The 13,533-nt window shown below is 45.8% G+C and carries 8 protein-coding genes; 6 read left to right on the plus strand and 2 right to left on the minus strand.

What is annotated here, in order from left to right; translation table 11 throughout:
* Positions 1 to 2 precede the first annotated feature (2 nt).
* Positions 3 to 236 carry a thioredoxin family protein gene (locus BACINT_RS09045; protein ID WP_007662426.1) on the minus strand — a complete coding sequence of 78 codons (234 nt, stop codon included), beginning with the start codon at positions 234 to 236 and terminating at the stop codon, positions 3 to 5.
* A gap of 81 nt (positions 237 to 317) precedes the next feature.
* The gene (locus BACINT_RS09050) at positions 318 to 638 is read right to left on the minus strand and encodes an ArsR/SmtB family transcription factor (RefSeq protein WP_007662428.1); all 321 of its coding nucleotides are present in this window, start codon (positions 636 to 638) and stop codon (positions 318 to 320) included.
* Positions 639 to 939: 301 nt separating this feature from the next.
* Between BACINT_RS09050 and BACINT_RS09055 the strand changes: the two genes are divergently transcribed.
* The 6 genes from BACINT_RS09055 (at position 940) to BACINT_RS09080 (ending at position 13,516) form a co-directional block, all read left to right on the plus strand.
* The gene (locus BACINT_RS09055; RefSeq protein ID WP_198136848.1) at positions 940 to 2,598 is read left to right on the plus strand and encodes a DUF6377 domain-containing protein; all 1,659 of its coding nucleotides are present in this window, start codon (positions 940 to 942) and stop codon (positions 2,596 to 2,598) included.
* A 249-nt stretch (positions 2,599 to 2,847) separates the two neighbouring features.
* Positions 2,848 to 5,847: a SusC/RagA family TonB-linked outer membrane protein gene (locus tag BACINT_RS09060; protein WP_007662432.1), complete on the plus strand. Its 3,000-nt coding sequence runs from the start codon at positions 2,848 to 2,850 to the stop codon at positions 5,845 to 5,847.
* 12 nt (positions 5,848 to 5,859) lie between these two features.
* Positions 5,860 to 7,350, plus strand: a complete 1,491-nt coding sequence (locus BACINT_RS09065) for a RagB/SusD family nutrient uptake outer membrane protein (protein WP_007662433.1) — start codon at positions 5,860 to 5,862, stop codon at positions 7,348 to 7,350.
* Positions 7,351 to 7,372: 22 nt separating this feature from the next.
* Positions 7,373 to 8,869: a SusF/SusE family outer membrane protein gene (locus tag BACINT_RS09070; RefSeq protein ID WP_044154851.1), complete on the plus strand. Its 1,497-nt coding sequence runs from the start codon at positions 7,373 to 7,375 to the stop codon at positions 8,867 to 8,869.
* A gap of 4 nt (positions 8,870 to 8,873) precedes the next feature.
* Positions 8,874 to 10,664, plus strand: a complete 1,791-nt coding sequence (locus tag BACINT_RS09075) for an endo-dextranase (protein WP_007662435.1) — start codon at positions 8,874 to 8,876, stop codon at positions 10,662 to 10,664.
* Positions 10,665 to 11,017: 353 nt separating this feature from the next.
* Complete coding sequence (locus tag BACINT_RS09080) at positions 11,018 to 13,516, plus strand: glycoside hydrolase family 31 protein (RefSeq protein ID WP_007662436.1); 2,499 nt, start codon at positions 11,018 to 11,020, stop codon at positions 13,514 to 13,516.
* Positions 13,517 to 13,533: the final 17 nt, after the last annotated feature.

A 13,533-nucleotide genomic window follows, 5' to 3' on the forward strand; every position in this document is an offset into this window, starting at 1 on the left:
AATTATTGGGTTAGTAATTCTGTTACCTCTTTCAATGACAGCTGTTTACCTGCCGAAACGACTTTCCCGTCTATAACCAAGGCCGGAAAACTTAATATATTATATTCGATGATTTTCAATAAATCTTCCTCTTTTACCAAAGTGGCATCACTTCCTAATTCTGCAATAGCTTGTTGGGTGGTTTCGTACAAAGTTTTGCAACTGAGGCAACCTGTACCTAATACTTTAATTTCCATTATCAGATAGCTTTAAAATGAATAATATATATAATCGTAGTTCGTAGAACAACGAACATTGCTTATAAAAAAAGGTGCTGTTTATTCACAGCACGAAGTACATTTACATTCACCGAAGAATCCGGTAAACAACTTGCGGGCAAGTTCCCAGTTTTCACGGTTAATGCAATACTTGACTTTCGGTGTTTCTATTTCACCTTGAATCAGTCCGGCATCTTTCAGCTCTTTTAGGTGTTGGGAAACAGTCGCTTTGGCTATTGGCAGTTCTTCGTGAATGTCTCCGAAGTAGCAACTTTCCTGCTTGACTAAAAAATTAAGGATAGCCATTCTTGCAGGGTGTCCCAGTGCTTTTGCAAAGCGAGCTATCTGTTCCTGCTCTGTTGTGTACTGTTTGGTTTTCACTTTATATCTCTTTTATTTGTTGTTCGCAAAACAACGAACAATGTTTGAAATAGCAAAATAAATACGGTTATTTTTTAGATTAATTAAATGAATATTTGTCTTGCCGCATGTCGGTGCTATTTACATATACATGTTGACTATACTAACATGTATATGTAAGTATCTTTATCTTTTAAAAAAGTATCATTTTTGCTTTGAAGATATTGTGATTTAAGTGCTATCTGCATGGGATTCTATTAAATTTTACTTATTTTTGCATAGAACTTCTTGCAGAAGTAACCTTTAACCAATCGAAACTCAGATGAAGAAAATAGTCACATCCTTATATTTGTTATGTTGTGTATGTATGTGTCAGCTCCATGCCGCCAACAATGCTGTAGACTCTCTCTTATCCCAACTGGACCATGTAATTCAAAACCGCCCTGTATACATCAAGCAAAAAGAAAAGAAGCTGAACGACCTGAGACAAGCCTTGAGACAACGCATTTCTGATGAAAACCGCTTTACCCTGTTGGGGGAATATCTGGATGAATACCGTTCCTACAACACTGATTCTTCTCTTTACATTTCCCGTGAGAGATACCAGGTAGCCCTGCGACTGAAAAACAAGGAACATCAAGACAACGCCCTCATGAACACTGCCGAGATTATGGGCACGGCAGGCATGTATAAAGAAGCAATCGACCTGATGCACAACGTACAAATCAATCATCTATCGGATGACCTGCACCCGTATTATTACCATATTTACCGTACAGTCTATGGGCTCATGGCCGATTACGCCGTTACGGAACAGGAGAAAAAACTCTATGCCGAGATCACGGATAGATACCGTGATTCCCTGTTACTGGTCAACAAAGATAATCTTCTAGTGTACACGCTGATTCAGTCCGACCAGCACAATGTGAGGGGCGAGTTCGATAAAGCCATCCAGTTATTGACCGACTACCTGGCAGGGCAGATAGACAATGTGCACGATGTGGCAATCTGTGCCTACACTTTATCAGAGTCATACCGCCTGAAAGAAGACACTGAAAAAGAGAAGGAGTATTTGATTCTTTCCTCCATTGCAGATATGAAGTCTGCAGTGCGCGAATATATTTCTTTGAGGAAACTGGCTGTGTTGCTCTATCAGGAAGGAGACATAGACCGTGCCTATTCGTATTTGAAACTGTGTATGGACGATGCCGTGTTCTGCAACGCCCGGTTGCGTATTTTGGAAATCCTGCAAATCTTTCCCCTCATCAACGACACTTATCAGCAAAAGGCTGAAAAGCAACAGGAACAAATGAAATGGGCGTTAATCTCTATCAGCTTGCTGTCCATCTTCCTGCTGATCGCCATCTTCTATGTGTATAAGCAGATGAAATGCGTAGCAGCTGCACGCCATGAAGTGATAGATGCCAACAAGCGTCTGAAAGAATTGAATGAAGAACTCCACCGCTACAATCTGCAACTGAAAGAAGCCAACCACATCATTGCCGAAAACTCCTACCTGAAAGAGGAATACATCGGCCGCTATATGGACCAGTGTTCCGTATATTTGGAAAAGATGGACAACTATCGCCGTTCGCTGGGCAAGATAGCCGCTACGGGCAAGGTAGATGAGCTATACAAAAACATCAAATCTTCTAAGTTCATAGAGGAGGAGTTGAAAGAGTTTTATGCCAATTTTGATAATACCTTCTTGCAACTGTTTCCCACTTTTGTAGAAGACTTCAACACCCTGCTTGCCGAAGGGGAGCAAATTTACCCCAAGGCCAACGAACGAATGAGTACCGAACTGCGTATCTTCGCCCTTATCCGTTTGGGAATTACCGACAGTGTGAAGATTGCCCAATTCCTGCGCTATTCTGTGACTACCATTTATAATTACCGTACCAAAGTTCGTAATAAAGCTGCGGGCGACCGTGACCAACTGGAACAGGAAGTAATGAAAATAGGTAAGTCGAGAGACTAAAACCACACTTTTAAGGCATATAAGTGTCTTTTTTACGCTTATATTTTTACTACTTTTTTAGCACAATGTATTTTCTTGATGATATTGATTATCAGTATTTTATGCCTTAATGAACGCCTTAAACTACTACTTTTTCACTCTTTTCCCCCTTATTGCTTCCTCTTATCAGATACATTTGCATTGTTCCTTCACGGAGGGGACAAATGCATGTGAATCTATATTTTATTACTAACTTTAAACTCTTATATTATGCAAAAGTACAAAATGCCGATCAGGCTTCGAATCATGGTTTGTCTGATAGGGATGTTACTTCCGATGTGCATGTTCGCACAGCAAATCACAGTACAAGGTGTAGTGAAAGACCAGACCGGAGAAACCGTTATCGGGGCCAGTGTGGTGCAGAAGAACACAATGAACGGTACGATAACGGGTATTGATGGCGATTTCTCGCTGAATGTGCCTTCGGATGCCGTTATAGTAGTTTCATTCGTAGGCTATAAGTCTTTGGAAGTTCCCGTGAAAGGACAGAAGCAGATTATGGTAACACTCTCGGAAGACAGTGAGATGCTGGACGAAGTGGTGGTTATCGGTTATGGAACCATGAAGAAAAGTGACCTCACCGGTGCTGTTTCCTCCTTGGGAAGCAAGGACATCAAAGATGCTCCCGTTTCTAATCTGGGACAAGCCATTCAGGGCCGCATCTCCGGTGTGCAAGTAGTGGATGCCGGAAAGCCCGGTGACAATGTATCTATCAAGATTCGTGGTCTGGGTTCCATTAACAACTGCGATCCGCTGGTGGTGATTGACGGTGTGCCTACCGACCTGGGGCTGTCTTCACTGAACATGGCGGATGTGGAACGCCTGGACGTATTGAAAGACGCATCGGCTACAGCCATTTACGGTTCGCGTGGAGCCAATGGGGTAGTGATGATTACCACCAAGCGCGGAACGGAAGGGAAAGGCAAATTGTCAGTATCCGCTAATTGTGCTTTCCAGAATGCCACGAACGTTCCTTCTTTGCTGAACGCAAGCCAGTATGCTGATTTGAGTAATGATATGATGGTGAACAGCGGTCGCAACCCGAACCCGAATTGGGCAAATCCTTCGGAACTGGGTGCAGGTACCGACTGGATGGACGAATTGCTGCGCACGGGTGTGATGCAGAACTATACGGTAAGTTATTCCGGAGGAAACGAGAAGTCTCATTATTATGTATCCGGTGGTTTTCTCGATCAGTCGGGTACGGTGCGTAGTGTAAACTATCGCCGTTTTACGTTTCAGTCCAACAGCGACGCACAGGTGCTGAAGTGGTTGAAGTTCTCCAATAATATAACTTTCAGTACTGATACGAAGGATTCGGGCAGTTATAATATCGGTGATGCGCTGAAGGCTCTTCCCGTTCTTCCGGTGAAGAATGAAGACGGTTCATGGAGTGGTCCGGAAGGTAATTCAGAATGGTACGGTAGCATCCGCAACCCGATAGGACCTACGCAACTGAACAAGAGCCAGACGAAAGGTTATAACTTCCTTGCCAACTTGACGGCGGAACTGACTTTTACCAAATGGCTGAAATTCAAGAGCACTTTCGGCTACGATGCCAAATTCTGGTTCATCGATAACTTCACGCCGAAATATAACTGGAAACCTATTCCGACGGAAGAAACTTCACGCTACAAGAGCGATAATAAATCATTCACTTATCTGTGGGATAACTATTTCCTGTTTGACCATACCTTTGCAGAAAAGCATCGTGTGGGAGTAATGGCGGGTTCGTCTGCACAGTGGAATGAGAATGATTACCTGAATGCGCAAAAGAATGTCTTCATGTTCGACAATGTACATGAAATGGATAACGGTCAGGAGATGTACGCCATTGGCGGCAGTTCCAATGAATGGGCGTTGCTCTCTTACATGGCACGTATCAACTACTCTTACGAAGACCGCTATATGCTGACGGCAACTGTCCGCCGTGATGGTTCCAGCCGTTTCGGTAAAAAGAACCGCTGGGGTACTTTCCCTTCTGTATCTGCCGCATGGCGCATTTCGCAGGAAAGCTGGTTCCCGAAGAACGACGTTGTGAACGACCTGAAAATACGTGCAGGATATGGAGTGACGGGTAGCCAGGCAAGTGTCGGTAATTATAGTTACCTGGCATCTTACAACACCAGTGTATATCCATTCGGAACAACGAGCGGCAATCAGACCGCATTGGTTTCCTCTACGCTTGCCAATCCTTACATTCATTGGGAAGAGGTGGCACAGACGAATATCGGTTTCGATGCGTCCCTGTTTAATTCACGGATTGTATTCTCACTGGATGCTTATCTGAAAGAGACAAGGGATATGCTGGTAAAGGCATCCATCCCCATCACATCGGGATTTGAAGATACCACCACCACTTATACGAATGCCGGTAAAGTGCGCAATCAAGGTTTGGAAATGAGTCTGCACACTATCAACCTGACTGGAGAACTGGGCTGGGAAACGAACGTGACCGCCACGTACAATAAGAATAAGATTAAGGACCTGAACAGCGCGGTTCCTTACTATATCAACCAGATCAATAACTCGTATGTGACGATGCTGGCAAAAGACTATCCGATTAATGCCTTCTACGGCTACGTGACGGACGGCTTGTTCCAAAATCAGGCGGAAGTGGATGCGCATGCCGTGCAGCCGGGAGCTGAACCGGGCGATATCCGTTTCAGGGATTTGAACAACGACGGTGTCATCAACGACAGTGACCGCACGGTGATTGGCAATCCTAATCCCTGTTGGTTCTTCTCAATGAACAACAACTTGTCTTACAAAGGATTCGAGCTTTCCGTATTCTTTCAGGGAGTGGCCGGCAATAAGATTTATAACGCCAACAATATCGACAACGTCGGAATGGCTGCCGCATACAACCAGACGACTGATGTGCTGAACCGTTGGCGCGGAGAGGGGACAAGCTACTCCATGCCGCGTGCCGTGTTCGGTGATCCTAATCAGAACTGCCGTGTATCCGACCGCTTTGTAGAAGACGGATCTTACTTGCGTGTGAAGAACATCACACTCTCTTATACCTTCCCGAAACAATGGTTGCAGAAGTTACAGATAGAGAATGCACGCCTTTCCCTTTCCTGTGAGAATGTGGCTACCATTACCGGATATTCCGGTTTCGATCCGGAGGTGGATATTAACGGTATTGATTTGTCCCGTTATCCCATTTCCCGTACATTCAGTGTAGGATTAAACTTTAACTTTTAAATAGATTCGGATATGAAAAAGATAACAAACTTACTATACGTGCTGGCTGTATTGACGCTGGTATCATGTAACGACTTCCTGGATAAGTCGCCCAAATATGCCGTTGATCCTGAAACAACCGTGACCGATGATGTGGCCGTGGCACTGACAAACGCTTGCTACAAGGCGCTTCAGTCTTCCAATCTCTACAATCAGCGTATGTGGTCGCTGGATATCGTTGCGGGTAACAGTCTGGTAGGTGCAGGTGGTGGTACGGATGGTCTGGAAACCATACAGGCATCCAACTTTATCACGCAGAGCGATAATGGGATGGCTCTGTATATGTGGCGTTCTCCGTGGGTAGGCATCGGGCAGTGCAACATTGTACTGACCAGTCTTCCGCAGGCCGAAGCCGTATCGGAAAGCATAAAGAACCGTTGTATGGGTGAAGCATATTTCCTTCGTGCCCATTACTATTATATCTTAGCCCGTTTGTATGGCGGTGTTCCTTTGCGTCTGGAACCTTATAATCCGGGTGGATCTACTGCAATAGCACGCACTACGTTGGATCAGACTTATGAGCAGATCATTTCGGACTGTAAGAATGCAGTCGATTTGCTTCCGGCGAAAGCGGAATATAATGAAGAAGAAAAAGGACGTGCCTGTAAGGATGCTGCCCTTGCCATGCTGGCGGATATCTACCTGACACTGGCTCCCAACCATACGAGCTATTATGAAGACGTGGTGGAACTGTGCAATGAGATTACGAACCTGGGGTACGACCTTTCCATTTGCAAGTATGAAAATAACTTCGATGCTACCATCAATAACGGTCCTGAATCTCTGTTTGAGGTTCAGTATTCCGGAAGTACGGAATATGATTTCTGGGGAACGGACGGTCAGTCTTCTTGGCTTTCCACTTTCATGGGGCCTCGTAACTCGGACTTTGTTGCAGGCAGCTACGGCTGGAATCAGCCTACGGAGGAATTTGTGAGCCAGTATGAAGAAGGTGATAAACGGAAGGATCTGACGATTCTTTATGCAGGTTGTCCGGACTTCGACGGGAAGACTTACAAGAGTTCTTATTCCAATACCGGATATAATGTCCGCAAATTCCTGGTTTCCAAGACTATTTCACCGGAATACAATACGAATCCCAATAACTTTGTTGTGTACCGCTACGCGGATGTCTTGCTAAAGAAAGCGGAAGCGCTGAATGAAATGGGACAACCCGGGCAGGCTGCCGCTTCCTTGAATATCGTTCGCAAACGTGCCGGATTGCCTGAAGTTTCGGGCCTGTCGCAGGAGGCGATGCGTGAGAAGATTATTCACGAGCGTCGCATGGAACTGGCTTTCGAAGGACATCGCTGGTTCGATATGATCCGCATCAATAATGGAGAGTATGCCATTCGCTTCCTGCAATCCATTGGGAAGAACAGTGTGAACAAGAATCGCCTGTTGTTCCCCATTCCGCAGACGGAAATGGATGCGAATATACTGATGACACAGAATCCGGGTTATTAATCACTTAAATCAGAAGAAGAATATGAAAAGATATATCTCACATCTAGTATTTGCATTGCTGGGTTGCATGGTATTGTCTGCATGCGTGGACAATGACTATATGGAACTGGACAAGGGGCACAATGAGCTGGCGCTTTCCACCAGCAACACGGAAGTCGTTTTGAACGAACAGGCGCATGGCGATGATGCCCTGGAACTTTCTTGGACAACGGGCACGAATTATGGTACGGGAAATAAGATTTCCTATACACTGGAACTAGCCAAGGCGGGCAGTAATTTTACCGCTCCTTATGTGGCTTTGGAGGATGTCGTGCAGGAATATACCTGGAAGAAGAGCGTGGAGGAATTGAATAACATCCTTCGTGAATATTTCGGTGCGGAAGCTACTGAAAACATCTCTCTGGAAGCACGCTTAACAGCCAAAGTAACGGATCGGGAAGAGACGCAGGTAGCCACCACCTCTTTTAGTGTCACTGCCTACAAACCGTTGACTTCCACTCTTTACCTGATAGGGGATGCCACTCCCGGCGGTTGGAGTGCGGATGATGCAACGGAAATGACCCGGAAAGACAATGGTATCTTTACATGGACGGGAAAAATGACTGCGGGTTCCTTCAAGTTTATCACTACGCTGGGTTCTTTCTTGCCGTCATACAACAAAGGAACTGACGGAAAGCTGGTGCTTCGTACCAGTGCTGATCAGCCGGACGAACCGTTTACGATTGAAGAAGAGTTCAACTATGTTGTTGAAGCGAATCTGTTTACTGGTGTTGTTACCCTGACTCAGACCGAGAACCTCAGACCGGCTTACGATCAACTTTATTTCGTAGGAGGTATGAACGACTGGGGATTTGTGCCGATGAAAAAGGATGTGCTCGATCCGTTCCTGTTCCGCTATGCCCGTTTGTTCGATGCTGGTCAGGGTGGGGAATTTAAGTTCGGAACTTCGGAAGGAAGCTGGGAGAATATGTATAAGGCAAAGAATGCCGATGCCGCTTACACCGATACGGAAATGGTATTTGTGAAAGGGTTCGATCCTGACAATAAATGGGTGCTGAAAGATGTCGAATGTGGTAAGGCTTATAAGATATGTGTCGATATCCGTGCAGGGAAAGAGCGTATGATGATGAGCGAATTTGTTCCTTATGAGATGATTTATATGGTAGGGGATGCTACGCCTGCGGGATGGAGCATTGGAGATGCCACACCGATGCAGGCCACAGATAGTCCGTATGTATTTACCTGGCAAGGTGTACTGAATGTGGGTGAGTTGAAGCTGACCTGTGATAAGAAAGAGGACTGGAACGGTGCCTGGTTTATGCCGACCGTAGCCGACCGGCAGCCTTCGGGCGAGACGGAACCAATGCTGTTCCTGGATAAGGCCAGTGATGCTTTCAAAGCTCAATATCCGGATGTAATGATTGGAGGCATCGACCAGAAATGGAAGATCACGACGGCAGGTTCTTATAAGATTACCCTGAATCAACTGGAAGAGACGATTTCGATAGTGAAACAGTGAAACGATGAAATATATAGTTTATGCAATGGCTGCCACGTTCTTTTTGGCTTCGTGCAGCAAAGACAATGATGAAACCGGCGGTGGTAACGGTGGTGGAGGAGAAACAGGAGGAGTGACTGATGTCACTCCTGTTACCTCCGATTTGACTGTGAACCTGACCACTGACAAGGCTTGCTACCGACCGGGTGAAACCGTTTCCTTCACAGCCGATGTCCTGCCTGCGGGAGCAAAGGTACGTTACCGCACTTTGAACCAGGTAATCTCCGAACAGGCAGCTGCAGGCAGTTCTTGGACGTGGACTGCCCCTGCAACGGATTTCACCGGATATCTGGCGGACGTTTATCGCACTAAAGAAGACGGTACGGAAGTTATTCTCGGTACTATTGCCGTCGATGTATCCAGCGACTGGACACGCTTCCCGCGTTATGGCTTTGTCGCCACTTTCGACGCTTCTAAAACGGAAAGTAAAATTCAGGAGGAAATGGCTTTTCTGAACCGTTGCCATATCAATGGTGTGCAGTTTCAGGATTGGCACAACAAGCACCACTGGCCGTTGGGCGGTACGCGCGAACATCTCGATGCAGTATATAAGGATATTGCCAACCGGGATATCTATACACAGTCGGTAAAGGATTATATCCGCGTCCAGCACTCGTATGGAATGAAGGCGATGTTCTATAATCTTTGCTTCGGTGCGCTCGATGATGCAGCGGGTGACGGTGTGAAAGAAGAATGGTACATCTTTAAAGGCACAGGACATACGGATAAGGATGCCCATACGTTGCCCGACAGTTGGAAAAGCAATATCTATTTGCTCGATCCGGGTAATGCCGAGTGGCAGGCATATATTGCCCAGCGCAACGATGATGTCTATGCCAATCTTGACTTTGATGGCTATCAGATAGACCAGTTGGGCAACCGTGGCGACCGCTATGATTACAAGGGGAATAAGGTGAATCTGCCTAAGACTTATGTTTCGTTTATTGAAGCCATGAAGGGGAAACATCCTGATAAACGACTGGTGATGAATGCAGTAAGTAGCTACGGGGCATCCCAGATTGCAGGTACGGGCAAAGTCGACTTCCTGTATAATGAAGTTTGGGGGGATGAAGCTGATTTCACGGACTTATATACGATCCTGAAAGCGAACCATCAGTACGGAAATCAGGCACTGAAGACGGTGTTTGCGGCTTATATGAATTATGAGAAGAGTTCCGGTGAATTCAATATGCCGGGAATCTTGCTGACGGATGCGGTGATGTTTGCTCTGGGCGGTTCGCACCTAGAATTGGGAGGCGACCACATGTTGTGCAGCGAATACTTCCCGAATACCCGTTTGCAGATGAGTGATGCCTTGAAGACGGCTGTTGTGCGCTATTATGACTTTATGACTGCTTATCAGAATCTTCTTCGCGATGGCGGGAAGGAAGACGAGGTAACTTTGGTATGTACGGATGCGAGCAAGAATCTGAATCTGAACACTTGGCCACCACAGAAATCAGCCATTACTTCTTTCGCCAGAAGGGTGAACGGTAAACAGGTGGTTCATCTGCTGAACTTCCTTAGTGCAAACAGTTTAAGTTGGAGAGACCTGAACGGGACAATGCCCGAACCACGGTTGGTGACTAAAGTGCCCTTGAAGTTGAATGTTGCGGGGAAAGTGAGCAAAGTGTGGGTGGCTACTCCAGACGCACATGCCGGAGCTTCGCAGGAATTAGCTTTTGAACAGAAAGACGGAACGATAACCTTTACGCTTCCTTCACTGAAATACTGGAGCATGATTATAATAGAATAAACGGTTATTGGGGTTGATTCAAAATAAATTGGAAAGAAAAGAGTGGTAAGGGGGTAAAGTGATAGGGCGATAAAGTAGCTGCGTTATATATCGCAGAGATTTGTTAGAATTTATTAACGGCAATGTGGCTTTTGTAACTTTCTGATTATCAATACCACTAAACCACGCCCTATTCAGTATACGACTGAACCCTATTAAGTATACGACTGAATGGCATTCAGTATACGACTGAATTAGGTTCAGTATACGACTATTTTGGGAATATACATAATTTGTAAACAATATACACCACTACCCTGTTTTTTCAGTTCATAATCGCTACAGAAAGAACAGATTATAAAAGATATAGAACCATGAGAAAATATATATATTTATTTTTAATGCTGTGTTGCCTGTCTCTGCATTTATATGGCGGAAATGTAACGGGAAACTGTACTTCTTATTCGCAGGAAGGGAGAGATGTTACGTTTCATATAGACGATAATTCGGCTGTGCAGTTGCAACTTTGCAGTTCCTCCGTTGTGCGCGTCTGGTTTTCGCCGGACGGTAAGTTGCAGCGGGGAAATCCTTCCTTTGCGGTGATTAATGAAAAATTGGAAGATGTAGGCACTGTTCGGGTGGACGAACAGAATGCCTGCTATGAGATATTTACGCCTAAACTGCGTATCCGCGTCAACAAGGCTCCGTTCAGCTTGCAGATATTCGACAAGTATCAGAAGCTTTTATTCAGTGACTATGCCGACAAGGGACATATCAGCGACGGAGAGCGTAAAGTGGAGTATAAGACTCTACGTCGGGATGAGCATTTTTTCGGTTTGGGTGAAAAGACTGGCAAGCTGGACCGCCGAGGCGAATCTTATAAGATGTGGAACAGTGATAAACCTTGTTACAGCATTGTGGAGGATCCCCTGTACAAGAGTATCCCTTTCTTTATGAGCAGCTATCGCTATGGTATATTTCTGGATAACACGTATAAGACAGAATTTAAATTCGGTACTGAAAGCCGTGATTATTACAGCTTTGAAGCTCCCGGTGGGGAGATGATTTACTATTTTATCTTTGGTAAGGATTATAAGGAAATCATGAAGCAGTATGTCGCATTGACCGGACAACCCATCATGCCTCCGAAGTGGGCACTGGGCTTTGCACAATGCCGTGGTCTGCTGACTACCGAGAAGCTCTCTTATGAAATAGCCGAAGGATATCGCAAGCGTGGCATTCCTTGTGACATCATCTATCAGGATATCGGTTGGACACAATACCTACAGGATTTCAACTGGCGGAAAGAAAACTATCAGAATCCGAAGAAGATGCTTGCCGACCTGAAAAGGATGGGCTTCAAGGTGATTGTTTCGCAAGACCCTGTCATCTCCCAGGCCAATAAAAAGCAATGGGAAGAAGCGGACCGCCTCGGCTATCTGGTGAAAGACTCCACCACGGGTAGAAGCTATGATATGCCTTGGCCGTGGGGTGGCAACTGTGGTGTGGTGGACTTTACCATTCCCGAAGTGGCGGACTGGTGGGGAGCCTATCAGCAGAAACCGATAGATGACGGCATTGCCGGCTTCTGGACGGATATGGGTGAACCTGCCTGGAGCAATGAGGAACAAACGGAACGTCTTGTAATGAAACACCATCTGGGTATGCACGATGAAATTCATAACGTGTATGGTCTGACTTGGGACAAGGTGGTAAAGGAACAGTTTGAGAAACGGAATCCGGATCTTCGTGTCTTCCAGATGACACGCGCCGCCTATGCAGGATTACAGCGTTACACCTTCGGCTGGACCGGAGATTGCGGCAATGGAGATGATGTGCTGCAAGGCTGGGGACAGATGGCTAATCAGATCCCGGTACTTTTATCTGCCGGACTGGGAGTAATTCCTTTCGTGGCATGTGACATTTCCGGTTATTGCGGGGACATTGAAAATTATCCCGCTATGGCGGAACTTTATACCCGTTGGGTACAGTTGGGAGCGTTCAATCCTCTGAGCCGTATTCACCATGAAGGAGATGTGGCGGTAGAACCGTGGCTCTTTGGGGAGGAAGCGGAGAAGAACGTTAAAGCTGCCATAGAAATGAAATATCGCTTGCTGCCTTATATTTATACTTATGCCCGCGAAGCGTATGAAACGGGTTTGCCGATTATGCGCCCTATGTTTATGGAATATCCGGCGGATTTGGAAACGGTCTCTACGGATGCACAATTCATGTTTGGTAGCGAACTGCTGGTGGCTCCGGTGGTGAAGAAGGGGGCAACTAATAAGAATGTTTATCTGCCCGAAGGTATCTGGATAGATTATAATGACAAGCGCACGGAATATAGCGGTGAACAGTGGACTACGGCAAATGCTCCCCTGAATACCATTCCTATGTTTGTGCGGAAAGGAAGTATCATCCCTCAGATGCCTGTGATGAATTATACGGATGAAAAAGCGGTTTATCCGATTACATTTGAGGTATTTCCGGCTGCGGTGGGCGGTGAAACGTCTTTCTCCCTGTATGAAGATGCAGGAACTGATCTGGGGTATCAGCGTGGAGAATTTATGCGTACTCCTGTATCTTGCCGGACAACGGAAAAGGGATATGTATTTGAAGTCGGGGAAAAGATGGGAGAAAAGTATGCCCTTCCGGGAGAACGCAACCTAATGTTTTGCATTTATACCGGGCAGATGCCGAAGGAAGCGCTTATTGACGGACAGAAAGTAAGGAAGATGAAAGCGGAAAAACTGAATGAAGGGATGGAAACGGAGTTCAAGGTTACCGCATGGTGTCCGGATAAGAAACAGAATCTTTGTATGTTGAGATTGCCGGATGACGGGGTGAAACACACGATTGAATTTATTTATTAATACCAACCATAAAAAGT

The organism is Bacteroides intestinalis DSM 17393, from assembly GCF_000172175.1.
In the GTDB taxonomy this organism is placed as follows: domain Bacteria; phylum Bacteroidota; class Bacteroidia; order Bacteroidales; family Bacteroidaceae; genus Bacteroides; species Bacteroides intestinalis.

Coding starts and splice junctions, on each gene's coding strand:
- BACINT_RS09045 (WP_007662426.1), bottom strand. CDS start 236: ATGGAAATTAAAGTATTAGGTACAGGTTGCCTCAGTTGCAAAACTTTG.
- BACINT_RS09055 (WP_198136848.1), top strand. CDS start 940: ATGAAGAAAATAGTCACATCCTTATATTTGTTATGTTGTGTATGTATG.
- BACINT_RS09060 (WP_007662432.1), top strand. CDS start 2,848: ATGCAAAAGTACAAAATGCCGATCAGGCTTCGAATCATGGTTTGTCTG.
- BACINT_RS09065 (WP_007662433.1), top strand. CDS start 5,860: ATGAAAAAGATAACAAACTTACTATACGTGCTGGCTGTATTGACGCTG.
- BACINT_RS09070 (WP_044154851.1), top strand. CDS start 7,373: ATGAAAAGATATATCTCACATCTAGTATTTGCATTGCTGGGTTGCATG.
- BACINT_RS09075 (WP_007662435.1), top strand. CDS start 8,874: ATGAAATATATAGTTTATGCAATGGCTGCCACGTTCTTTTTGGCTTCG.
- BACINT_RS09080 (WP_007662436.1), top strand. CDS start 11,018: ATGAGAAAATATATATATTTATTTTTAATGCTGTGTTGCCTGTCTCTG.